At 60.9% G+C, this 23,364-nt stretch carries 24 protein-coding genes; 11 read left to right on the forward strand and 13 right to left on the reverse strand.

Annotation, left to right across the window (positions count from 1 at the left end; genetic code table 11):
- Positions 1-158: 158 nt before the first annotated feature.
- The 6 genes from AC1DWG_RS22745 to AC1DWG_RS22770 all read right to left on the reverse strand — a co-directional run bounded on the left by AC1DWG_RS22745 (position 159) and on the right by AC1DWG_RS22770 (position 7,292).
- Complete coding sequence (locus tag AC1DWG_RS22745) at positions 159-1,571, reverse strand: amino acid permease (RefSeq protein ID WP_477762545.1); 1,413 nt, start codon at positions 1,569-1,571, stop codon at positions 159-161.
- An 863-nt stretch (positions 1,572-2,434) separates the two neighbouring features.
- On the reverse strand, positions 2,435-3,664 hold the full coding sequence (rluB, locus tag AC1DWG_RS22750; protein ID WP_477762546.1) for a 23S rRNA pseudouridine(2605) synthase RluB: 1,230 nt from the start codon (positions 3,662-3,664) through the stop codon (positions 2,435-2,437).
- 319 nt (positions 3,665-3,983) lie between these two features.
- Positions 3,984-4,955, reverse strand: coding sequence for an SMC-Scp complex subunit ScpB (gene scpB / locus AC1DWG_RS22755; protein ID WP_477762547.1), 972 nt, complete (start codon positions 4,953-4,955; stop codon positions 3,984-3,986).
- Positions 4,956-4,966: 11 nt separating this feature from the next.
- Positions 4,967-5,725, reverse strand: coding sequence for a segregation and condensation protein A (locus AC1DWG_RS22760; RefSeq protein ID WP_477762612.1), 759 nt, complete (start codon positions 5,723-5,725; stop codon positions 4,967-4,969).
- 60 nt (positions 5,726-5,785) lie between these two features.
- Positions 5,786-6,415: an L-threonylcarbamoyladenylate synthase gene (locus AC1DWG_RS22765; RefSeq protein WP_032829738.1), complete on the reverse strand. Its 630-nt coding sequence runs from the start codon at positions 6,413-6,415 to the stop codon at positions 5,786-5,788.
- 13 nt (positions 6,416-6,428) lie between these two features.
- The gene (locus tag AC1DWG_RS22770; protein WP_218432616.1) at positions 6,429-7,292 is read right to left on the reverse strand and encodes a PHP domain-containing protein; all 864 of its coding nucleotides are present in this window, start codon (positions 7,290-7,292) and stop codon (positions 6,429-6,431) included.
- Between the two features lie 87 nt (positions 7,293-7,379).
- On the opposite strand from AC1DWG_RS22770, the gene AC1DWG_RS22775 reads away from it, so the two are divergent.
- The 6 genes from AC1DWG_RS22775 to AC1DWG_RS22800 all read left to right on the forward strand — a co-directional run bounded on the left by AC1DWG_RS22775 (position 7,380) and on the right by AC1DWG_RS22800 (position 11,709).
- On the forward strand, positions 7,380-7,976 hold the full coding sequence (locus tag AC1DWG_RS22775) for a septation protein A (RefSeq protein WP_477752380.1): 597 nt from the start codon (positions 7,380-7,382) through the stop codon (positions 7,974-7,976).
- A 1-nt stretch (position 7,977) separates the two neighbouring features.
- On the forward strand, positions 7,978-8,277 hold the full coding sequence (locus tag AC1DWG_RS22780) for a YciI family protein (RefSeq protein ID WP_477752379.1): 300 nt from the start codon (positions 7,978-7,980) through the stop codon (positions 8,275-8,277).
- A 122-nt stretch (positions 8,278-8,399) separates the two neighbouring features.
- Positions 8,400-8,813, forward strand: a complete 414-nt coding sequence (locus AC1DWG_RS22785; RefSeq protein WP_477762548.1) for an SH3 domain-containing protein — start codon at positions 8,400-8,402, stop codon at positions 8,811-8,813.
- Between the two features lie 7 nt (positions 8,814-8,820).
- On the forward strand, positions 8,821-9,498 hold the full coding sequence (locus AC1DWG_RS22790) for a response regulator transcription factor (RefSeq protein WP_007984138.1): 678 nt from the start codon (positions 8,821-8,823) through the stop codon (positions 9,496-9,498).
- 240 nt (positions 9,499-9,738) lie between these two features.
- On the forward strand, positions 9,739-10,188 hold the full coding sequence (locus AC1DWG_RS22795) for a Spy/CpxP family protein refolding chaperone (RefSeq protein ID WP_477754468.1): 450 nt from the start codon (positions 9,739-9,741) through the stop codon (positions 10,186-10,188).
- Between the two features lie 183 nt (positions 10,189-10,371).
- Positions 10,372-11,709, forward strand: a complete 1,338-nt coding sequence (locus tag AC1DWG_RS22800; protein WP_477754469.1) for a sensor histidine kinase — start codon at positions 10,372-10,374, stop codon at positions 11,707-11,709.
- A gap of 54 nt (positions 11,710-11,763) precedes the next feature.
- Here AC1DWG_RS22800 and AC1DWG_RS22805 read toward each other — a convergent pair whose 3' ends face one another.
- Complete coding sequence (locus tag AC1DWG_RS22805; RefSeq protein WP_477788383.1) at positions 11,764-12,270, reverse strand: nitroreductase family protein; 507 nt, start codon at positions 12,268-12,270, stop codon at positions 11,764-11,766.
- A gap of 121 nt (positions 12,271-12,391) precedes the next feature.
- Here AC1DWG_RS22805 and AC1DWG_RS22810 point away from each other — a divergent pair, with 121 nt between their 5' ends.
- On the forward strand, positions 12,392-13,846 hold the full coding sequence (locus AC1DWG_RS22810) for a TrkH family potassium uptake protein (protein ID WP_477788384.1): 1,455 nt from the start codon (positions 12,392-12,394) through the stop codon (positions 13,844-13,846).
- On the opposite strand, the gene AC1DWG_RS22815 is transcribed toward AC1DWG_RS22810, so the two are convergent.
- Entirely contained in the window at positions 13,803-14,864 is a 1,062-nt protein-coding gene (locus tag AC1DWG_RS22815; RefSeq protein WP_477788385.1) for an AraC family transcriptional regulator, read from the reverse strand. The two genes, AC1DWG_RS22810 and AC1DWG_RS22815, sit on opposite strands and share 44 nt — an antisense overlap.
- 160 nt (positions 14,865-15,024) lie before the next feature.
- On the opposite strand from AC1DWG_RS22815, the gene AC1DWG_RS22820 reads away from it, so the two are divergent.
- Positions 15,025-15,336, forward strand: coding sequence for an Mpo1-like protein (locus AC1DWG_RS22820; protein ID WP_477754473.1), 312 nt, complete (start codon positions 15,025-15,027; stop codon positions 15,334-15,336).
- 27 nt (positions 15,337-15,363) lie between these two features.
- Positions 15,364-15,954: an HD domain-containing protein gene (locus AC1DWG_RS22825; RefSeq protein WP_477762551.1), complete on the forward strand. Its 591-nt coding sequence runs from the start codon at positions 15,364-15,366 to the stop codon at positions 15,952-15,954.
- Between the two features lie 134 nt (positions 15,955-16,088).
- Here AC1DWG_RS22825 and AC1DWG_RS22830 read toward each other — a convergent pair whose 3' ends face one another.
- On the reverse strand, positions 16,089-16,904 hold the full coding sequence (locus tag AC1DWG_RS22830; protein ID WP_477754475.1) for a UDP-2,3-diacylglucosamine diphosphatase: 816 nt from the start codon (positions 16,902-16,904) through the stop codon (positions 16,089-16,091).
- Positions 16,905-17,038: 134 nt separating this feature from the next.
- On the opposite strand from AC1DWG_RS22830, the gene AC1DWG_RS22835 reads away from it, so the two are divergent.
- The gene (locus AC1DWG_RS22835) at positions 17,039-17,803 is read left to right on the forward strand and encodes an AraC family transcriptional regulator (RefSeq protein ID WP_477754476.1); all 765 of its coding nucleotides are present in this window, start codon (positions 17,039-17,041) and stop codon (positions 17,801-17,803) included.
- A 170-nt stretch (positions 17,804-17,973) separates the two neighbouring features.
- Entirely contained in the window at positions 17,974-18,867 is an 894-nt protein-coding gene (locus tag AC1DWG_RS22840) for a DMT family transporter (RefSeq protein ID WP_477762552.1), read from the forward strand.
- Here the strand turns inward: AC1DWG_RS22840 and AC1DWG_RS22845 are convergent.
- The 4 genes from AC1DWG_RS22845 to recQ form a co-directional block, all read right to left on the reverse strand.
- On the reverse strand, positions 18,861-19,148 hold the full coding sequence (locus AC1DWG_RS22845; RefSeq protein ID WP_477754478.1) for an Rdx family protein: 288 nt from the start codon (positions 19,146-19,148) through the stop codon (positions 18,861-18,863). The genes AC1DWG_RS22840 and AC1DWG_RS22845 overlap by 7 nt on opposite strands.
- Positions 19,149-19,181: 33 nt before the next feature.
- Complete coding sequence (locus AC1DWG_RS22850; RefSeq protein WP_477762553.1) at positions 19,182-20,420, reverse strand: type IV pilus assembly protein FimV; 1,239 nt, start codon at positions 20,418-20,420, stop codon at positions 19,182-19,184.
- A 127-nt stretch (positions 20,421-20,547) separates the two neighbouring features.
- Positions 20,548-20,982: a MarR family transcriptional regulator gene (locus AC1DWG_RS22855; protein ID WP_150724407.1), complete on the reverse strand. Its 435-nt coding sequence runs from the start codon at positions 20,980-20,982 to the stop codon at positions 20,548-20,550.
- Positions 20,983-21,100: 118 nt separating this feature from the next.
- Complete coding sequence (gene recQ / locus AC1DWG_RS22860) at positions 21,101-23,227, reverse strand: DNA helicase RecQ (protein ID WP_477762554.1); 2,127 nt, start codon at positions 23,225-23,227, stop codon at positions 21,101-21,103.
- Between the last annotated feature and the right edge of the window lie 137 nt (positions 23,228-23,364).

The raw sequence follows: 23,364 nt of genomic DNA on the forward strand, positions 1-23,364 counted from the left end.
GTAGGAGCGAGCCTGCTCGCGATGAGGCCGTATCAGTCAGCATAACCTTTGCTGACCCACCACCATCGCGAGCAGGCTCGCTCCTACAGGGGATGTGTGTGTGAAGTGCAGAAACGACAAACCCGGCACTTGGCCGGGTTTGTTGTTTCTGCGCGGAGTTACTCCACTGCGGCCTGCAAGGCACGCTGAGCACTGCGCTTGTTCTTGATGCCGTAGCAGACCCACATGAACACCAGCCACACCGGAATCGCATACACCGATGTCTGAATCCCCGGAATCAACAGCATCACGCCAAGGATGAACACCACGAACGCCAGGCAGACGTAGTTCCCGTATGGGTACCACAAGGCCTTGAACAGCGGCGTCTGTTTGGTCTTGTTCATGTGCTGGCGGAACTTGAAGTGCGAGTAGCTGATCATCGCCCAGTTGATCACCAGGGTGGCCACCACCAGCGACATCAGCAGTTCCAGCGCGTTTTGCGGGATCAGGTAGTTCAGCAGTACCGCGATCAGGGTCACGGCGGCCGAGGCCAGGATCGAACGCACTGGCACGCCACGCTTGTCGATCTTCGCCAGGCCCTTCGGCGCGTCGCCCTGCTCAGCCATGCCCAGCAGCATGCGGCTGTTGCAGTAGGTGCCGCTGTTGTACACCGACAAGGCAGCGGTCAGAACCACGAAGTTGAGGATGTGCGCAGCGGTGTTGCTGCCCAGCATCGAGAACACTTGCACGAACGGGCTACCGCTGTAGGAGTCACCGGAGGCGTTCAGGGTGGTCAGCAAGCTGTCCCATGGAGTCAACGACAGCAGGATGATCAGTGCACCGATGTAGAAAATCAGGATCCGGTAGATCACCTGGTTGATGGCTTTCGGGATCACGGTTTTCGGCTTGTCGGCTTCAGCTGCGGTGAAACCGAGCATTTCCAGACCACCGAAGGAAAACATGATAAACGCCATGGCCATCACCAGACCGCTGACGCCGTTCGGGAAGAAGCCACCGTGGGACCACAGGTTGCTGACCGCCGCTTGCGGGCCGCCATTGCCGCTGACCAGCAGGTAACTGCCCAGGGCGATCATGCCGACGATCGCCACGACCTTGATGATCGCGAACCAGAACTCGGCCTCGCCGAACACTTTGACGTTGGCCAGGTTGATCGCGTTGATCAGTACGAAGAAGGCAGCTGCAGAGACCCAGGTCGGGATGTCCGGCGCCCAGTAGTGGATGTACTTGCCGACGGCCGTCAGCTCGGACATGCCCACCAGAATGTACAGAATCCAGCAGTTCCAGCCCGACAGGAAGCCAGCAAAGCCGCCCCAGTATTTGTGCGCGAAGTGGCTGAAGGAACCGGCCACTGGATCTTCGACGATCATTTCGCCCAGTTGGCGCATGATCATGAAGGCGATGAAGCCGCAGATGGCATAGCCGAGGATCATCGACGGGCCGGCGGACTTCAGTACCCCGGCCGAGCCGAGGAACAAACCGGTACCGATCGCGCCACCGAGGGCGATCAATTGAATGTGGCGATTTTTCAGGCCGCGTTTCAGCTCGCCTGATTGCGGGTTTTGTCCACTCATGAAAAGGGTCTCACGCAAGGTTTGATGATGTTCAGTAGACGTTGCTGCTCAGGAAAGGCGTTAAGCGGCACCGATCAAACCCCAGCGCAGGCACCAGGAGTTCAGCGTAATTACAACGGTCATGCGTCACCTGTTTGTTTTTATCTGTGACGAAATCGAACCCGACACGCTCGTGACGCGACGGAGTGAACAAGGCGGATAGCCTTGAGGTTTGCGCAGATGCGCAGGAGGTCACAGGTAAAACGCGGCGCATTGTACACCCGTAACCCCCTGCTGCCAGACCCGCTGGACAAGCGTGTCTATGGCCGGGATTGCCTGTGTCCGCCCCGAGGAGCTCGGGCGGCTGCAAAAAATGGGTCAGATCCTTGCGGATCATCGACGGGAAAGGCAGGAAAACCGCCTCTCGCAGAGAGATGGAGATGGTATACGGCGTTCATTGCGCCTCCTTTTTGTTATGCACCTGCACGACAGGCATGGCGCGCATAACACCCTGCATGGCGCGATGAAACAAGCGGGCTAGAGCGTTGAGAGAAGGATGCAAGGTAATGACGCGTAAGAATTTTCTTACAACATTCGAGGAGGGGCGATTTCATGGGGTTAATCTGTTGATTTCGTCATGATTTCTTTACAGCATGTAATTCTGGCTTTCCACTTCGGACATCCCGGTACGGCGACTGGCGCTTTCGCGGGCAAGCCCGCTCCCACAGGGTATGAAGGTGCACACGCAACTTTGTGAACAACCACAACCTCTGTGGGAGCGGGCTTGCCCGCGAAGGCGGCCTCAAAAACGACACAGACATAAAGCCAGGCCAAAAAAAACGCCAACCCGAAGGATTGGCGTTTTTTATGAAGCGCTCAGCCGATTATTCCGGCTTGCGACGCCCAAAGCCCGGACGCTGGCCGGAACCGGCCGGTGCGCCACGGCGCTTGCCCGACGGCGTGTCGCCGTCGACCAGCTTGATCCCCGGACGCTTCGGTGCAGGCTTGGCCGGGCGCTTGGTGTCGGCCGGACGATCGGCTACCGGCGTACCACGACCTTCGCCACGCTCTGTACGGCCGTTGGCCGGACGTGGCGTGCGTGGACCGCGCTCGCTGCGCTCGCCGTCCTGACGCGCAGCAGGCTTGCGCCCTGGACGCTCGCCTTCGATCTGCGGCTCGCGGCTGGCACGTGGCGCGGCAGGTGCGGCGGCTGCGCCAGCGGCCGGACGCAGGGTACGCACGCGCTCGGTCTTGGCCATCGGACGCGAGGATTTGCGCTGCATCCGGTCAAGCTTGTCCTTGCTCTTGGCGTTCATCTGCGGCATCGCGACCGGTGTCAGGCCGACCTCGGCACTCAGAATGTCGACTTCGTACTGGCTCATTTCACGCCAGCGGCCCATCGGCAGGTCGGAGTTGAGGAACACCGGGCCGAAACGCACGCGCTTCAGACGGCTGACCACCAGGCCCTGGGATTCCCACAGGCGACGCACTTCACGGTTACGACCTTCCATCACCACGCAGTGGTACCAGTGGTTGAAACCTTCACCGCCTGGCGCCTGCTTGATGTCGGTGAACTTGGCCGGGCCATCTTCAAGGACAACGCCAGCCTTCAGACGCTCGATCATCTCGTCGTCGACTTCACCGCGTACACGCACGGCGTACTCGCGGTCCATCTCGTAGGACGGGTGCATCAGACGGTTGGCCAGTTCACCGTCAGTGGTGAACATCAGCAGACCGGTGGTGTTGATGTCCAGACGACCGATGTTGATCCAGCGACCCTCTTTAGGGCGCGGCATCTTGTCGAACACGGTCGGACGGCCTTCCGGATCGACACGGGTGCAGATCTCGCCGTCGGGCTTGTTGTACATGATCACGCGGCGCACCGATTCGGCGGCCTCTTCGCGCTTGATCACCTTGCCATCGATGGTGATGGCGTCATGCATGTCGACGCGCTGGCCAAGGGTGGCGTCTTTGCCGTTGACCTTGATGCGGCCGTGGCTGATCCAGGCTTCCACGTCACGGCGCGAGCCGACGCCGATACGGGCGAGGACTTTCTGCAGTTTTTCGCCTGCTGGGCCGATTGGCTGGTCGTCTTGCTGGTCTTTGATACTCATCTGGGCACCTCCCGGTGTGGTCTGAAAACTGGGTACTTGGGCGAAGGGATCGCCGAAGGGTCGCGAATCATACGCGCATGAGGGCGTTTGCGCATCAGAGACTAGCTGATCGATGCAAGGTTATTTGTTTTTCCGCTGACCGGTCCGCCGCTTTCCGGCGAACACATAACCCTGTAGGAGCGGCGGTGCGGCGATCCGACTTGCCCGCGAAAGCGGTGGGCCAGCCAATAAAGATGTCGACTGACACTCCCTCTTCGCGGGCAAGTCGGATCGCCGCACCGCCGCTCCTACAGGTTATTCAGTGCCCGAAAATTTGTGGTTAGTCTTCGAACTGGCGACGTTCGGCTTCGATGGCTTCGGCCAATGCCTGGGCTTCGGCCTCTTCGTCCGACAGTTCGGGCTCGGGCTTCGGCTGTTCGAGGGCGGCAACGGCGGCCAGGAGTTTTTCCCGGGCTTCGGCAACGCCGAGGATGTCGTCTTCTTGCTCCGGTTCAATTTCCGGCTCAGGCTCAGGCTGTGCCGCTTCGATTTCTGGCTCGATAACCGACTGTTCCGAATCGAACTCAGGCGACGCCCCATCACGCAGCAAGTCGTCGAAGTCGGTCTTGAGCCCCTCCTCCATGCTGTCCAGTTCCAGCAACAGCGTGTGGAAACTGGTTTCTTCCTTGGGCTCTTCCGGCTCGGCGCTGGCGTCGGCCAACTCTTGCAGACCGGCAGGTACGGGCGCGTCATCGAAATCGAGCACCGGATCCGGTTCCAGCTCGCGCAGTTCCGCCAGCGGCGGCAGGTCGTCGAGGTTTTTCAGGTTGAAGTGATCGAGGAACGCCTTGGTGGTGGCGAACATCGCCGGTTTGCCGGGCACGTCGCGGTAGCCGACGATGCGGATCCACTCGCGCTCCATCAGCGTCTTGACGATGTTGCTGTTGACCGCCACGCCCCGCACGTCTTCGATTTCGCCACGGGTAATCGGCTGGCGATAGGCGATCAGGGCCATGGTTTCCAACATGGCACGGGAGTAACGCTGCGGGCGCTCTTCCCACAGACGCCCGACCCAAGGCGCAAATTTCTCGCGAATTTGCAGGCGATAACCCGAGGCCACTTCCTTCAGTTCAAACGCGCGGCCATCGCACGACTTGGCCAGAATCGTCAGGGCCTTCTTGAACACCGGCGGCTCCGGGCGCTCGCCTTCTTCGAAGAGTTCGAACAGGCTTTCCAGAGATTGCGGTTTTCCCGAAGCCAACAGAAAGGCTTCGAGCAAGGGTGCCAGATCACGGGGTTCAGTCAGGTTCATGTTTCGACTCGTTATTCGGCTCGCGCTCGCACGTGGATCGCGGCAAATGGCTCATTCTGCACCAGCTCGACCAGGGATTCCTTGACCAATTCAAGGATCGCCATAAAGGTCACCACCACCCCCAGGCGCCCTTCTTCAGCGGTGAACAGCTCGACGAACGGCACGAAACCGCCGCCCTTGAGCCGTTCCAGCACATCGCTCATGCGTTCGCGGGTCGACAGCGCCTCGCGGCTGACCTGATGGCTTTCGAACATGTCGCCACGGCGCAACACCTCGGCCATCGACAGCAGCAACTCGGACAGACGCACGTCTGGTAGCAGCTTGCGCGCCCGGGCCTCTGGGGCGTCAAGCCTGGGCACCACCACATCACGACCGACGCGGCTCAGGCCATCGATGCCTTCGGCGGCAGCCTTGAAGCGTTCATATTCCTGCAAGCGGCGGATCAGTTCGGCGCGCGGGTCTTCCTCTTCGTCTTCGATGGTTTCTGCCCGCGGCAGCAACATCCGCGACTTGATTTCGGCCAGCATCGCAGCCATCACCAAGTACTCGGCGGCCAGCTCCAGGCGCACCGACTGCATCAACTCGACGTAGCCCATGTACTGGCGAGTGATTTCCGCCACCGGGATGTCGAGGATGTTGATGTTCTGTTTGCGGATCAGGTACAGCAGCAGGTCGAGGGGCCCTTCGAAGGCTTCGAGGAAGACCTCAAGGGCATCCGGCGGGATGTACAGGTCCAGCGGCATTTCCATGACCGCCTGGCCATAGACCATGGCAAAGGGCAGTTCCTGCTGGGCTCCGGCCTGACTGTCGACGGGTTCTACTGCGGACATCTAGGCCTCGACCATGAACGGCGCAGGGTCGCCGCAACCAACGCGAATGACTTCCGGCTCGCCGTCGGCGAGGCTGATCACGGTGGACGCCTTGATCCCGCCGAAACCGCCGTCGATGATCAGATCAACCTGGTGTTCGAGCAGTTGGCGCATTTCGTGTGGGTCGCTCAACGGATCTTCATCGCCAGGCATGATCAGGGTCACGCTCATCAACGGTTCGCCCAGTTCAGCCAGCAGCGCCAGGGCAATCGGGTGGCTCGGCACACGCAGGCCGATCGTACGTTTCTTCGGGTGCAACAACAGCCGCGGTACTTCGCGGGTGGCGTTGAGAATGAAGGTATACGGTCCCGGCAGATGGGCCTTGAGAATACGGAATGTGCCGGTGTCGATCTTGGCGAACAGGCCCAGTTGCGACAGGTCGCTGCAGATCAGCGCGAAGTTGTGTTTTTCATCCAGCTGTCGCAGGCGCCGAACGCGCTCCACGGCCACCTTGTCGCCGATCTGGCAACCAATGGCGTAGGAAGAGTCCGTGGGATAAATCACCACCCCGCCCTTGCGGATGATCTCGACTGCCTGTTTGATCAGGCGCGCTTGCGGGTTTTCCGGATGAATCTGGAAAAATTGACTCACATTCTCTACCTGTTCAGACGGCGGCAATAACTGGGTCATGTTTGAATCGACACCATAGTGGTGGCAGATCCTCCGGGAGTGGCCGGTATTCACCGATCTCCGACCACCCTCCAGGGCCATGAAAATCACTGCCGGCGCTGACCAGCAGACCGAATTCGCGGGCCAGAATGGCCAGGCTGCCCACTTGCTCGGCAGGCTGGTAACCATTGACCACTTCGATGGCGTGGCCCCCTGCTTGAATATAGTCGGCAATCAGGCGACGACGCTTGCTTCGGGTGAATTCGTAGTGCCAAGGGTGTGCCAGGCTGACCCAGGCTTTGGCTGCGCGCAGGGTTTCGACGGTTTCTTCCAGGGTCGGCCAGTGTTGCTTGACGTCGCCCAGCTTGCCGGCGCCCAGCCATTTGCGGAACGCCTCGGCGCGGTCCTTGACGAAACCCTCACGCACCATCCAGTCGGCGAAATGCGGGCGGGCCGGCGCATTGCCGCTGTCGCCCAGCTCCTGCTGGATCTTGCGGGCGCCCTCCAGCGCCCCCGGCATGCCTTTGAGCGCCAGTTTGCGGCTGATTTCCTCGGAGCGTAGCCAGCGGCCATCATGCAATCTGGCGATGGCCTCGACCAACGGCGCGGCGTTCACGTCAAAACCGTAGCCCAGGACATGAATGGTCGCGCCGCCCCAGGTGCAGGACAATTCGACGCCGTTGACCAGTTGCATTCCCAGCGCGGTGGCCGCGTGGCGGGCCTCGTCAAGGCCTTCAAGGGTGTCGTGATCGGTCAGGGCCAGGACTCGCACGCCTTTCTCGAACGCCCGCGCCACCAGAACCGCAGGCGCCAGGGCGCCATCGGAGGCCGTGCTATGGCAGTGCAAATCAACATTCACAGGGCTTTGTAACCTCAAATCAGCTGGCGCTATCGCGCGCCCATATGTTTGTTATTATGCCGCCACATCCTGCTTCTGGCTGCCACTGTGAAACAATTCATCGATTTCATCCCGCTCCTGCTGTTTTTCATCGTCTTCAAGATCGATCCACGGGTCGTCGACATCGCCGGTCATGAGCTCACTGTAGGCGGTATTTACAGCGCCACGGCGATGCTGATCGTCAGTTCCCTGGTGGTCTACGGCACGCTGTTCATCAAGCAGCGCAAGCTGGAGAAGAGCCAGTGGCTGACCCTGATCGCCTGCCTGGTCTTCGGCAGCCTGACCCTGGCGTTCCACAGCGAGACGTTCCTGAAGTGGAAAGCCCCGGTGGTCAACTGGCTGTTCGCCCTGGCGTTCATCGGCAGCCACTTCGTCGGTGACAGCCTGCTGATCAAACGCATCATGGGCCACGCGCTGACCCTGCCGGAGCCGGTCTGGACGCGCCTGAACATCGCCTGGATCGTCTTCTTCCTGTTTTGCGGTGCCGCCAACCTGTTTGTCGCGTTCACTTTCCAGAGCTACTGGGTCGACTTCAAGGTCTTCGGCAGCCTGGGCATGACTTTGCTGTTCCTGGTCGGCCAGGGCATCTACCTGTCCCGCCATCTGCACGATGCCGACACCACAACGCCAAAAACCGAGGACTGACATGCTTTACGCAATCATTGCCACAGACGTCGCCAACTCCCTGGAAGCCCGCCTGGCCGCACGGCCTGCGCACCTCGATCGCCTGCAAGTGCTCAAGGGCGAAGGTCGCATCGTATTGGCCGGCCCACACCCGGCCGTCGACAGCAATGATCCGGGCGCGGCGGGTTTCACTGGCAGCCTGATCGTCGCCGAATTCGATTCCCTGAGCGCCGCCCAGGCCTGGGCCGACGCTGATCCGTACATCGCCGCAGGCGTCTACGCCAACGTTCTGGTCAAGCCGTTCAAGCAAGTCCTGCCGTAACTTTCTTCTCGCAATTGCCCCACGCGATGAACCTTGTCGGTACATCGCGTTCTCAATCGCTCATTATTCTCGCTTGCCGGCCGACAACTTGCCCAATACTCGTATTGGAATCAGGAGTCGCGATGCGCAAGGGTCCGTTGTGTCTGATGTTGGTCACGTTGTCGATCGGGGCGCCTGCCCACGGTGAAGAAAGTGTCGAGGGCGGTAATTCAACGCCGCTTTCCTTGAGCGCCGGCAGCCAGATCACCGAGTTGCAGCAACGCTTGAAAGAAAGCGAACGGCAACGGGAAGAACTGAGCAAACAATTGCAAACTGCCGATGGCGAACGCGAAAGCCCGCTGCTGGCCCGGTTGCGCCAGGAGAACCAGCGCTTGAAGCTGCAACTCAAGGAAGCCCAAGCCAGCAGTCCACTGCCGCGCCTGCTGACCGACCAGCAACAATGGTTTGTCATTGGCGCCGGGGTAGCGCTATTGGCTCTGCTCTGCGGTATCTTCGCCAGTGGAGCAAGTCGAAAACGTCGACAATGGCTAAATTGAGTGAGTCATGAGCGAGCTGTTACTTATTGATGATGACCAGGAGCTGTGTGAGCTCCTGAGCAGCTGGCTGAGCCAGGAAGGGTTTCAGGTACGTGCCTGTCACGATGGCCAGAGCGCACGCCGTGCACTGGCCGAAACCGCCCCGGCGGCCGTGGTGCTGGATGTGATGTTGCCCGATGGCAGCGGCCTGGAACTGCTCAAGCAGTTGCGCAGCGATCACCCGGATCTGCCGGTGCTGATGCTCTCGGCCCGTGGCGAGCCCCTGGACCGTATCCTCGGCCTGGAACTCGGCGCCGACGATTACCTGGCCAAACCCTGCGACCCACGGGAACTGACTGCCCGCCTGCGCGCGGTCCTGCGTCGTAGCCATCCGGCAGCGGTGTCCAGCCAGATGGAGCTGGGCGACCTTTGTTTCAGCCCGGTGCGCGGCGTGGTCAGCATCGACGAGCAAGAGTTCACCCTCACTGTTTCCGAAAGCCGCCTGCTGGAAGCCCTGCTCAAGCAACCCGGCGAGCCCCTGGACAAACAGGAACTGGCGCAGATCGCTCTCGGACGCAAGCTGACCCTGTACGACCGCAGCCTGGACATGCACGTCAGCAACCTGCGCAAAAAAATCGGCCCACACCCCGACGGTCGTCCGCGCATCGTCGCCCTGCGCAGCCGCGGCTACTACTACAGCCTCTAACGGCGATCCGTAGGCGCTGGCTTGTCGGGTCGCCGCATCGCAGCGAAGGCGTCTTCATTGGCGATGCATGGCTGAAGGGCCCCTTCGCTGGCAAGCCAGCTCCTACAGGGATTTGCATTTGTCAGGTCGGCGGGAAATCGTCTTTACCCAAGCTTTACCCTCCGCTGACCGCCGCTGACCTTGATCTGCGTAATCTGTACTCATCCGGAACGTACCGGGAACGAGACAAGGAGATACACCATGCGCAAGACTCTTATCGCTCTGATGTTCGCTGCTGCCCTGCCGACCGTTGCCATGGCCATGCCTGAAGGCACCGGCCCGATGGATGGGTCGATGGACGGTTCGCGCCACGGCGGTCAGATGCACGGCATGCACGGCAAAGGCCCGTACAGTGAACTGGACCTGAGCCGCGAACAGCGCGAGCAGATCCGCAAGATCATGGGCGAGCAGATGCACGAGCGTAAGCAACTGGTCGAGAAGTACCTGGAGAAGCTCTCGCCAGCCGACCAGAAAGCCATGAAAGACGAGATGGCCGCTAACCACAAGAAAGCCGAAGCGGACGTGCGCGCCTTGCTGAAGCCGGATCAACAGAAGAAATTCGACGAGATCCAGAAAAAACAGGCCGAACGCCGCGCCGAGTGGGCCGAGTTCAAAGCCTGGAAAGCGCAACAACCGCAAAAAGCGCAATAATGCGCTAAACCCCGGACCCAACGGCTAAACACCGTTGGGTCTGCTGCTTTTACTGTAGGAGCGAGCTTGCTCGCGAAAAACGAATAGACAACACGTGCTGCCTGATGCCGCGCGTTATCGTTGACGTCCATCGCGAGCAAGCTCGCTCCTACATAGAATTTTGCGCTTGCTTGAGGATTTTCCGTGCGTTCATTGTTCTGGCGTATCCTGGCCAGCTTCTGGCTGGCCATCGCTCTGGTTGCCGGGCTTTCCATCCTGCTCGGGCACATGCTCAACCAGGACGCCTGGATTCTCAGCCGCCACCCGGGCCTCAACACACTGGCCGAACAGTGGACGCAAACCTACGAAAGTCAGGGCGAAGATGCCGCCCAGGACATTCTCCAGCAACGCAAACGCCAGTATCACATCGACGTTCAGGTACTTAACGAAAGCGGCGATCCGGTGGTGCGCGGCACTTTCCCGAAACGTGCGGCGGCCTTTGAGGCGCGCCAGAACAACGAGGACCGGCGCCTGCCATGGCGGCGTCTGACCGATGAGTTCACCAGCGAAAAAACCGGTGACACCTTCCTGTTCATCTACCGCATTCCGCACCCGGAACTGGACGCCTGGCATCGTGAAAGCCTGCTCTGGCCGCTGAGTGCGCTGGGAATCGCCTTGGTGGTACTGACCCTGTTCAGCCTGCTGGTGACCTTTTCCATCACTCGCCCGCTCAGTCGTCTGCGCGGAGCGGTGCATGACCTGGGACAAACCACGTATCAACAGAACAGTCTGGTCAAGCTGGCCAACCGTCGTGACGAGTTCGGCGTCCTTGCCAACGATTTCAACCGCATGGGCGCACGCCTGCAAAGCCTGATTGGCAGTCAGCGGCAACTGCTGCGGGATGTATCCCATGAACTGCGTTCGCCCCTCGCCCGCCTGCGCATCGCGCTGGCGCTGGCCGAACGGGCCACTCCGCAAGAACGGGAACAGCTCTGGCCGCGCCTGACCCGCGAGTGCGACCGACTGGAGGCGCTGATCAGCGAAATCCTGGTTCTGGCGCGGGTCGACTCCGATAACGCCGGTGCGGAAGAGGTGGATCTGAACGCCTTGCTCAATACCCTGCAAAAGGATGCACAACTCGGTTCACCCGAGCAGCTCGTCCACCTTGAAGCCGAGTCGCAACTGAATCTGAAGGGCTGGCCGACCATGATCGAACGGGCCGTCGACAACTTGCTGCGCAACGCCCAGCGCTTCAATCCGGTGGGTGGCCTGCCGATCGAAATGCAGGCGCTGCGTCAGGGTGAGCGGATCGTCGTGACCGTGCGCGATCACGGGCCGGGTGTCAGTGCCGAATATTTGAACCAGCTCGGTGAGCCGTTCTATCGGGCACCGGGGCAGACCGCGGCCGGACATGGCCTGGGCCTGGCCATCGCCCGCCGCGCGGCGGAGCGCCATGGTGGCAGCCTGGTGCTGGCCAATCACCCGGAGGGCGGGTTCATTGCCAGCCTGGAATTGCCGTTGGTGCCGGGGGCTGTCGTATAACCTTAAAGTAGTGATGATGTAAAAAGATCGCAGCCTCGTTGCACTCGACAGCTCCTACAGGTGTATGCATAACCCCAGATACAGGAAAGCAATCACCTCTTCCCCCTCCGCCAAGCCCAACCCCTTGGCCACATGGGGCGAATAAGCCAGGTCACCGGTACGCCACACCGCACCGATGCCCTGCGCATACGCTGCCAGCAAAATCCCGTGGGCCGCACAGCCCGCCGCCAGCAACTGCTCGGACTTCGGATACTTGACGTGATCCTGCAACCGCGCAATCACCACTACCACCAGCGGTGCCCGCAGCGGACCATTGCGTGCCTTGTCGATGGCTGCTTCGCTGACTTCGCTGTCCGAAAGCTTCGCCGCTTCGGCCAGCAACTCGCCCAATTGCTCGCGCGCCGCGCCTTCCACCGTCAGGAAGCGCCACGGCTGCAAGTGACCGTGATCCGGGGCGCGCATGGCGGCGCCGAACAGCACTTCGCGCTGCTCGGCAGTGGGCGCTGGGTCAATCAGTCGTGGAACGGAAACACGGTTGAGCAAAGCGTCGAGAGCCTGCATCGGCCACCTCCTGAAAAATTTGTGCGGCTATTCTAGCGGTAACTGCCGCAGCAGTGCCGGTTTACATGCCCTGCCTCGCGGGTAGAATGGCGCCCTTTCCACTATCAGCCGAGCGGACCTCATGGCGTTGCCGACCTTACGGATCATTGGTTTCATCATCGGCATCTTCCTGATAACGCTGGCGATCTCCATGGTCGTACCCATGGCCACGCTGGTCATTTTCGACCGTACCAGCGATCTGCCGTCGTTCCTCTGGGCCAGCATGATCACCTTTGTCGCCGGATTGGCGCTGGTGATTCCGGGGCGCCCCGAGCACATTCACCTGCGCCCCCGGGACATGTACCTGCTGACCGTCAGCAGCTGGCTGGTGGTGTGCATCTTCGCCGCGCTGCCATTCCTGCTGACCCAGCACATCAGCTACACCGACTCCTTCTTCGAAAGCATGTCCGGCATCACCGCCACCGGCTCGACCGTGCTCAGCGGCCTGGACACCATGTCCCCCGGCATCCTGATGTGGCGCTCGTTGCTGCACTGGCTCGGCGGCATCGGCTTTATCGGCATGGCGGTGGCGATCCTGCCGCTGTTGCGCATCGGTGGCATGCGGCTGTTCCAAACCGAATCGTCGGACCGCTCGGAAAAAGTCATGCCCCGCTCGCACATGGTGGCGCGCCTGATCGTGGCGGCGTACGTCGGCATTACCATTGTCGGCAGCCTGGCGTTCTGGTGGGCCGGGATGAGCCTGTTCGATGCGATCAACCATGCGATGTCGGCGATTTCCACCGGCGGCTTCTCCACCTCCGACCAGTCTTTGGCCAAGTGGCCGGAGCCTGCGGTGCATTGGGTCGCGATCGTCATCATGATTCTCGGTGCCCTGCCGTTCACCCTGTATGTCGCCATGTTGCGTGGTAACCGCCGGGCGCTGATCAAGGATGAACAGGTTCAAGGCCTGCTCGGCATGCTGCTGGTGACCTGGCTGGTGCTCGGTACCTGGTACTGGTGGACCACCAAGCTGCATTGGCTGGAAGCACTGCGGCATGTGGCGCTGAACGTGACGTCGGTGGTGACGACGACCGGTTTCGCACTGGGGGACTACAGCTTGTGGGGCAATTTCTCGCTGATGCTGTTCTTCTATCTGGGGTTTGTCGGCGGTTGCTCCGGCTCGACCGCGGGCGGTATCAAGATTTTCCGCTTCCAGGTGGCCTATATCCTGCTCAAGGCCAACCTTAACCAACTGATCCACCCGCGAGCGGTGATCAAGCAGAAGTACAACGGTCACCGCCTCGACGAAGAAATCGTGCGCTCGATCCTGACCTTTTCGTTTTTCTTCGCAATCACCATCTGTGTGATTGCGCTGCTGCTGTCGCTGCTCGGCGTGGACTGGATGACCGCCCTGACCGGTGCGGCCAGCACCGTGTCCGGTGTCGGCCCGGGGCTCGGCGAAACCATCGGCCCGGCGGGCAACTTCGCCACCCTGCCGGATGCCGCCAAGTGGATTCTGTCGTTTGGCATGCTGCTGGGCCGACTGGAGATCATTACGGTGTTTGTGCTGTGTATTCCGGCATTTTGGCGTCATTGACCGCTTCAGATATTTGCATCAGCCGCATCCGGTACTCGCCGGGAGTGGCATCGAACCAGCGGCGGAAAGCACGGAAGAAGTTGCTCGGATCGGCGAACCCCAGCAAGTAGGCGATTTCCAGCAAGGTCATGGTCGGTTGCGCCAGGTACTGCTCGGCCAGTTCACGCCGGGTATCGTCCAGCAGCACCTGAAAACTCGTGCCCTCTTCCTGCAAACGCCGTTGCAAGGTGCGCTGGGACAAATGCAGCGTCTGCGCCACGGTGTCGCGCTTGGGCTCGCCCTGTGGCAACAGGCGACACAACACCTGCCGCGCCTGGTGGGTCACGCGGCTTTCGGAAAAGCGCGTCAGGTACTCGCCGGCAAAGCGGTCATGCAGCAAGGCCATGGCCTCGTTGGCCGTCGGCAGGGGCGCTTCCATGTCCGCGCGTTCGAAAATCAGCGCATCGTAAGGCGCGTTGAACAGCAGCGGTGCATGAAAGGCTTGTCTATAGGGTTCAAGGTTGACCGGCTCGGCGCCTTGCAACAACACTTTGCGTGGATGCAACGTACGCCCGGTCAACCACCCGCACAGCGCCAAGGCACAGGCCAGTGAAGCTTCGGCGCTTTGCCGGGTTGGCGGCAGATGGTCGCCATGTACCGTCAGAATCAACGCGTAGTCTTCTTCCAGCAGCTTGAAACTCAGGTCGGCACTTTCGGCGATGATCCGCTGATAGCGCACCAGACGCTGAAAGCCTTCGGCCAGGGTCTGACTGGACATCAAGGCGTAACCGGTCACATGAAACTGCGCCGGTCGCACCACCTTGCCCATGTTCAGGCCGATGGCCGGGTTGCTGGACAGCTCGACCGCGCGTTGCCACAGCCGCGTCATGGAGTCTTGCGGGAAGCGTGCATCCGGATCATCCAGTGCCGCGTAGTCGAGCCCCAGCTGTGTGAACAGAACCCGGCAATCCAGGCCGTCCATCTCCAGCGCTTTGACAATCCCCATCGCCCAGCTTGCAGAAGTCGTTCGTTCGCTCATGGCGTTTTCTAACTTGGTGAGCCGCATGCGACGGCTATTGACCGAAGGATACTAAAGTGGCGCCTATTGTCACTGGCTGATGCCATTGATCACTCTAGACTCAAATAAGCTACCCGCAGAACAACTTGCAGCAAGAACAATAACCACAGAGATCGCTGTCGTGGAAAACGTCAAACGCTTCAACAGCTTCGCTGAGTTCTACCCTTACTACCTCAGCGAGCACAGCAACAGCACCTGTCGCCGTTTACACTTTATCGGCACGACGCTGGTTATCTTGATTCTGTCGCTGACCATTGGTCGCGGAGCATGGATGCTGTTGTGGACCCTGCCGCTGGCAGGTTACAGCTTTGCCTGGGTCGGGCATTTCTTCTTCGAGAAGAACCGCCCGGCAACGTTCCAACACCCCTTCTATAGCCTGCTCGGCGATTTTGTCATGTACCGGGACATGCTTATGGGGCGCGTTCCGTTCTAGCTGACATCCGTCACCAGAGAGTTGCCTATGAATGCCAATGCCCGCTTCACCCACATGAAGGACGGCACGCAGGAAGACTGGGCGATCATTGCCGCGGACTTCAGTGCCTACGCAAGACAATTGCCTGCACGGATTGTGGCGCACCTGAAGTTACTGGAGGGTGATTTCGGCGGGTTCCCGGTGGATCGCCTGAGCCACTCCCTGCAAACCGCCACCCGCGCCTGGCGCGATGGTCGCGACGAGGAGTACGTGGTCTGTGCCCTGCTCCATGACATCGGCGACACCCTGGGCTCCTACAACCACCCGGACATCGCGGTGGCGATCCTCAAGCCATTCGTCAGCGCCGAGAACCTGTGGATGGTGGAAAAGCACGGGATTTTCCAGGGCTACTACTTCTTCCATCACCTGGGTATGGATAGGCATCTGCGTGAGCAATTCCAGGACCATCCGCAGTACCAGGCGACCGTCGAGTTCTGTGCCAGGTACGATGCGGCGGCGTTTGACCCGGCGTACGACACGCTGCCGTTGAGCTTTTTCGAACCGATGATGGAGCGCTTGTTTGCGCACCCCAGGAGTTCGATCTACAAGGCGGCGATGGAAGAGCACGCGCCGGTCTGACAGATCCAGCGGGACCGCTTCGCGAGCAGGCTCGCTCCCACAGGTTTTGCGGCGTCCACAGAATATGTGTTCACTACAGATCTACTGTAGGAGCGAGCCTGCTCGCGATGAGGCCCGCACAGGCACAGTGATCATCAAGCCAGCTCGGTGACCCTGGCCGCCTTCAACTGCGCCTCGCGCGCCTGGGCATCCGCCAACCGGTACAGCTCGATCGAACCATCCCAATGCTCGATCAGCGCCGTGCACGACTCCACCCAGTCGCCGCAATTGAGGTAGTCCACCTCGCCGACCTTGCGAATCTCGGCATGGTGAATGTGCCCGCACACCACGCCGTGCAGCTCGCGCTTGACGCATTCATGGGCGATGGCTTCCTCGAAGTCGCTGATAAAGCTGACCGCGGTTTTCACCTTGTGCTTGAGGTAGGCCGACAGCGACCAGTAGCCGTAGCCATATCGCGCGCGCCAATGATTGAGCCAGCGGTTGAGGGTCAGGGTGAATTCGTAGGCCGAGTCACCGAGAAAGGCCAGCCAGCGATGGTAACGGGTGATCACATCGAACTGGTCGCCATGGATCACCAGCAGATGCCGGCCGTCGGCGGTGACGTGCACGGCTTCGTCCACCAACTGGATATTGCCCAGAATCAGCTTCGAATAGCGGCGCAGGAATTCGTCATGATTACCGGTGACGTAGATCACCTCAGTGCCACGCTTGCTCATGGTCAACAGGCGACGGATCACGTTGGTATGCGCTTGCGGCCAGTACATGCCGCCGCGCAGCTTCCAGCCGTCGATGATGTCGCCGACCAGGTAGATTCTGTCCGCGTGGTAGCTCTTGAGAAACTGCGACAGGTGTTCAGCCTGGCAATCCCGGGTGCCCAAATGCACGTCGGAAATCCATAAAGTCCGTACGCGTTGCTTACGGGTGGGTTTGGCGAGCTCGGCGCTGGTCATGGGCAACCCTCTGGCAAGTTTTGCCAAGTCTGCCCCGGCCCGGTTAATCGTCCATGACAGCGTCAAGTCAGTCCTGTGACAGCGCTTGCAGGCCCGCTCGGTGTAGACTGACGCCCTGAACCGGGAGACCTGCGATGAGACCGATCCTCACGCTTCGCCAATACAGCCATGACCTGATCGTCCACAGCCACGACCACGCGCAATTGGTGTTCGGGCTTTCGGGCGCCCTGGATTTCGAGGTTGACGGCCGTGGTAGTCAGGTGGTGCAACAGAGTTTCGTGGTGATACCGTCGGGCGCTCATCATGCGTGTGGCAGCCCCAATGGCAGCCGCTGCCTGGTACTGGATGTGCCCGGCGAACAATGGGTTGCCCAGTCGTTGGGCGATCACGCCGAGTCCAGCCGGCGCTTGCTCGACAACGCCGGCCGACTATCACTGGATGCCGGGCAAAGCCAATTGGTCAGTTGGCTGGCGAACAGTCCGGTCGATGATCCGCTGATTGCACAACAAGGCGCGGTGCTGCTACTGGCCAGTCTCAACAACGCCAGGCCCGACACCGTCGGCGGTCGGCGCCTGCCCTATGCCGCGCTGAATGCACACATCGATCAGTATGCGGCGTACCCGCTGCAAGTGGCCGATCTGGCCCGGGTGGCCGGCCTTTCCAGTGCCCGTTTGCATGCGCGGTTCGTGGCCGAGTGCGGGCAGACGCCGATGGACTACATCCGCAGCCGCCGCCTGCACATCGCGGTGGGCTTGCTGCGCAACTCGGCGCTGCCCATCGGCGAGATTGCCAGCCGCGTCGGCTACAGTTCCCAGAGTGCCTTTGCGGCGGCGGTGTTGCGCGAGTTCGGGGCATCGCCCGGGAAACTGCGGCGCGAGGCTGGCGACAAAGGACGATAGTCTGCCGACAGACACAGCGGGGCCACACGGTTCAATGTAGGAGCTGCCGAAGGCTCGGGCCGCGTTCGGACGATCTCTTGACGTTGTTTTTCAAGATCAAGATCAAAGATCGTCCGAACGCGGCCCGAGCCTTCGGCAGCTCCTACATGATTTTACTGTTAAGGATTGCAATGACTCCCCGTACCGCCCTTGGCGCCTTGCATATCGGCGCATTGATGTTCGGTCTGACCGGCGTGTTCGGCAAACTGGCTGCCGCATCACCGGCGATCATCGTTTTCGGCCGCGCCGCTTTTGCCGTGCTTGCGCTGGCGTTTTTTGCACGGTTCGCCAGCCAGACGCGCTGGCAGAAACTCGAGGCCGTGGACTGGCGTCGATTGCTGCTCAGCGGCTTGTTGCTGGCCGGGCACTGGGTGAGTTTCTTCATTGCGGTGAAAGTCGCAGGCGTGGCGATTGCGACGCTCGGCTTCGCCAGTTTCCCGGCCTTTACCGTGATCCTCGAAGGGCTGATCTTCCGCGAGCGCATTCACGCCAATGAGATCGTGCTGGTGCTGCTGGTGAGTATCGGGCTGGTGCTGGTCACGCCTGATTTTGACCTGGCCAGCGGCGCCACCACCGGTCTGCTGTGGGCCGTGGGTTCCGGGTTGTTGTTCGCCCTGTTATCGCTGACCAACCGTGCCAGCTCCGGGCGCGTCCCGCCCGTGCAGGCAGCGCTGTGCCAGAACGTGGTGGTTGCCCTGTGCCTGCTGCCGGTGGCGGCGCCTCAATTGAGCGAAGTGCGTGCCATCGACTGGCTGTGGATCGGCCTGCTCGGTGTGTTCTGTACCGGTGTCGCCCACAGCCTGTTCGTCGCCAGCCTCGCGGTGATCAAGGCACGCACCGCCGCCGTGGTGTTCGCCCTGGAGCCGGTCTACGGCATCACCGTCGCCTGGTTGCTGTTCAACGAAAACCCGACCCTGCGCATGTTACTGGGGGGCGCGCTGATCATTGTGGCGATTGTGGTGTCCAGCAGGTTCTCAACTGGCACAAGCAAGAAAGCCGTTACAGCCGAGGCCGCGTCTCACTGAGTGCGGTCGTTGTGCCCCAGGTCGCGGTCCGGGTCGATCTGGTCGCGGACCCGCTGCTTGAGCACTTTGGCCTCAGGGAAGCCACCGTCCGCCTTGCGCTCCCAGATCTGCACAGCGTCACAGTAAACATGAAAGACCCCGCCGGTGCCCGGCACCAGGGAGACTTTGCCCAGGTCATCACCAAAGGTGCTGAGCAGTTCCTGGGCCAGCCAGGCCGCACGCAACAGCCACTGGCATTGCGTGCAATAGGTGATGACGATTTCCGGTTTGCTGACGGTCATGATGGGGCGTAACTCCAGAGTTTGACGACGCCGCTATGATAGCCCGACCGGAGGCTGCCGAGACGGCGAAGCGGGTTGCGCCTCCAATTCGAACGCAGGCTCGATCATGGCCAGGGCAGCCGACTGCTGGTTCTCGTTTGGGCTGATCACGTCCCAACTCGACACCATGGACAACTCCTCCAGGTTGAGCCGGTACTCATCGTCAGCGGCGGATTCGCCGGATATCGCCAAACCAGGAACCACCGCCACGGCAGCTGCGCCCGCGATGGAGCGATGGCTATCGACCCGCTCAAGCTCATCGTTGGCTGGCACCGCGACTGGTTGCCTGACGGTGGGCCACGTGACAGGCTCGGTAAAAAGCTCCGCCAACGGTTCATGCTGCGACGACAGCATCTCTGAAGTTGTGGCCTGATGCTGCTGGCGTCGGTGGCGAACTAACCAGCCCAGCGCCAGCAACGCCATCAGCGCTGACACGCCGGCAATCGGCAGCCAGCCAATCCCGGGACTTTCAGCAACGGCGGGGGCTGGCGTCACCGCGTCGCTAGCAACGGGTTGCGCCTTTACCTTCTTGAGCTCCGCCAGTTGGGTTTGCAGTTCGGCCAACTGTTTTTTCTGGCCGGTGATCAGCTCATCCTGGCCTTGAAGCTTCTCGTTGAGCTCATCGACAGTGGTTTGCAAACTGTGGTTTTGCAGGGCGCTGACGGCCAGTTGTTCGACTGCGGGATCAACCACGGGGACGTCCGTTTCTGACGTCGTCTTGGCCACGGGTGACGGCGGTACGACCGGTTGAACACTGGGGAATGCGGACGCCGGGGAACTGAAAACCGGTTCATCGGCGGCGGGAACAACGCCTGGCGAACCCGGCGGATCGATCAGTACCGTGTACTCGCGTAATAACCGACCGTTGGGTTGATCGAGTTGCACGAGGAAATTCAGGAAGGGTTCACTGACCGGTTTGCTGGAGGTCACCTGGATCACGCTGCGATTACCGCGCAGGACCGGGGTGAACTTCAGGTTATTGAGGAAAAAAACCCGGTCGACCCCGGCACGGCTGAACTCGTCTGCCGCTGCCAGACTCACCGACAGCTCGTTCTCTTCCAGGCCAGCCGCATCCACCAGTGCAATATCGGCACGCAGCGGTTGATTCAGCGCCGAATGCAGGGTGATTTCACCCAGGCCCAGTGCAGGCGCCCATGCCGAATAAGTGACAGCGGCCCCGGCCAGCAACCACTGAGAACCACCGCGTAAAACCAATCGCCAGCACTTGAGCATGAGCATCCTTGAGATTCACAGAAATTACCCGTACGCGTTCGTACATCCGTTACGAACACGATATTGCCGAGTAGTTCTTATAGTCTGCCCAATGCGGTCTCTCAGAAGCCTGGCGTTCGGTTATGCCTCAAGATTTTTCAAGGTTGCCCAGGATATGCCCGTGAACCCGCATGCACACCTTCAAATCCGCCTCATCGACGCCTTCGAACAGTTCGTGACGCAGTTGCGTGGCAATGGTTTCAATTTGTTCGATCAGGGGACGCGCCGGCGCGCAAAGCACGATTTTCTTCGCCCGACGGTCTTCGAGCACCGCTTGGCGTTGCACCAGGCCCTGGCTTTCCAGGCTGTCGAGCAAACGGGCCAGGGTCGGGCCTTCGACACCGACGCTTTGTGCCAGTTCACGCTGGGTCGGTGCTTCATCGAAACGCGCCAGGTGCAGCAGCACCAGCCAGCGCGCCTGGGACAAGCCCATGCCCGCCAGACGGCGGTCCAGTTCGGCACGCCAGCCACGGGACATCTGGGCCAATTGCATGCCAAAGCGGTGTTGATCGGTTAACGGCATAAAACACTCATGATTAGACTGAAATAAATAAAAACTAATTATTAGTCAGCTAAGCATGAGCCTCGACTTGAGGCAAGGCTTGATCTGTAGTGAATCGTTAAATCAGCACCAGGATGTCTCAAATCTCGAACTCCGACTGCAAGGCAGCACGAACGCAGTACAAGACCCCTTCCGGCACTCGGCCCGCGAACAACGCGGCGATCTCGGAAACCGCTGGCAATTCACCTTCGCCGTCGAGGAAGGCGTCCTGGACTTCTCCCATCAGGTCTTCAGGCAGATCCAGCGCCTGTTCCAACGACAACTGCTGCTTGCCAATCGCTTCGGCCAGCATGGTGTAGACGTTCTTTTCCGAGCACTGCAACTGACCGGCGATCTGCACCGGCGTCATCCCGGCCCGCGCCAGAGTGATCAGTTCGTGACGCACGTCGGCCACCACTTTCGGCGCCTCGACCTGGCCGCCGAGCACTTCGAGGAAGGCCTCGCCGTAGCGCTCCAGCTTGCGCGCGCCGACGCCGCTGACCGTGGCCATTTCCGCCAGCGAGGTCGGCTGGCTGCGCAGCATCTCCAGCAAAGTCGAATCGGGGAAGATGACGTACGGCGGCACGCCATGTTCTTCGGCGAGCTTGCGCCGCAAGGCGCGCAAGGCTTCCCACTGTTCGCGCTCCTCGCCGCGGACCAGTTGGCTCGCCTGGCTCTTGCTGCTTTTCGCCACGGATTGCGCCTTGAGATCGCGGCGCAGCTCCAGAGTCACTTCACCTTTGAGTAGCGGCCGGCACGTGTCACTCAGACGCAGACCGCCATAGCCCTCATGGTCAACATCGGCCAGACCGCGAGCCACCAATTGGCGGAACAGGGAGCGCCACTCGCCTTCGGCCCTCGCCTTGCCGACACCAAACACCGACAGATGCTGATGGCCGAAGTTGCGGACCTTTTCGTTGTCCTTGCCGAGCAGTACATCCACCAGGTGCCCGACCCCGTAGCGCTGACCGGTGCGGTAGATCGCCGACAGCGCCTGACGCGCAGGCTCGGTGGCATCCCAGGTCTGCACGCCGTCGACGCAGTTGTCGCAATGACCGCAAGGCTCGGGCATGTCTTCGTCAAAGTAGGCCAGCAGCGTTTGCCGACGGCAGCGGGTTTCTTCGCAGAGCGAGAGCATGGCGTCGAGCTTGTGCTGCTCCAGGCGCTTGTGGCGCTCGTCGCCTTCGGAGTTCTGCAGCATCTGCTTGAGCATCACCACGTCTTGCAGGCCGTAAGCCATCCAGGCATCCGCCGGCAGGCCGTCACGGCCGCCACGACCGGTTTCCTGATAGTAGGCTTCGAGGGATTTCGGCAAATCGAGATGCGCGACAAAACGTACGTTGGGCTTGTCGATGCCCATGCCGAACGCCACCGTGGCGACCATGATCAGGCCTTCCTCGTTGAGGAAGCGTTTCTGATGGTAGGCGCGCATATCGTTGGGCAGGCCGGCGTGGTATGGCAGCGCCGGGAAGCCTTGCTCGCTGAGGAATGCTGCGACTTCCTCGACCTTCTTGCGCGACAGGCAATACACGATGCCGGCATCGCTGCGGCGTTCGGCGAGGAACGCCAGCAACTGCTTGCGTGGCTGTTCCTTGGGCACGATGCGATAAAAGATGTTCGGTCGGTCGAAACTCGACAGGAAGCGCTCGGCGTCTTGCAGGTGCAACCGGGTGACGATTTCTTCCCGGGTGCGCTTGTCGGCCGTGGCGGTCAGGGCGATGCGCGGCACGTCGGGGAACATTTCCGCCAACTGGCCCAATTGCAGGTATTCCGGGCGGAAATCGTGGCCCCATTGCGACACGCAGTGGGCTTCGTCGATGGCGAACAGGGCGATGTCCAGCCCCTGCAGGAAGGACAGCATGCGCGGCTGGACCAGACGTTCCGGCGCCAGATAGAGCATTTTCACTTCACCGCGGCGGATTCGCACAGCCAGGTCGCGCTGCTGCTCGGCGCTGAGGGTGGAGTTCAACGCGGCGGCCGCCACGCCCAGCTCTTCGAGGGTGGCGACCTGATCATCCATCAGTGCGATCAGCGGCGAGACCACCACCGCCAGGCCTTCGCGCAACAGCGCCGGGACCTGGAAGCACAGGGACTTGCCGCCACCGGTAGGCATCAGGACCAGGGCATCGCCACCACTGGCCACACGCTCAATGATTTCACCCTGGCGGCCACGGAAACTGTCGTAGCCGAAGATGTCCTTGAGGACGCGTTGAGCCTGTTCGAGCATAGAAACTCCAAAAATCACCGAAACATCCCTGCAAGGCTGGTTCAGAACCCGCGACGCTGCACCGACAAATCGTAAGTGCACATTGCATGACGCTTCACATTTCAGCCGTGACGCCAGCAGGGCATCACAAAACGCGC

The organism is Pseudomonas sp. P4_B3 (assembly GCF_056402295.1).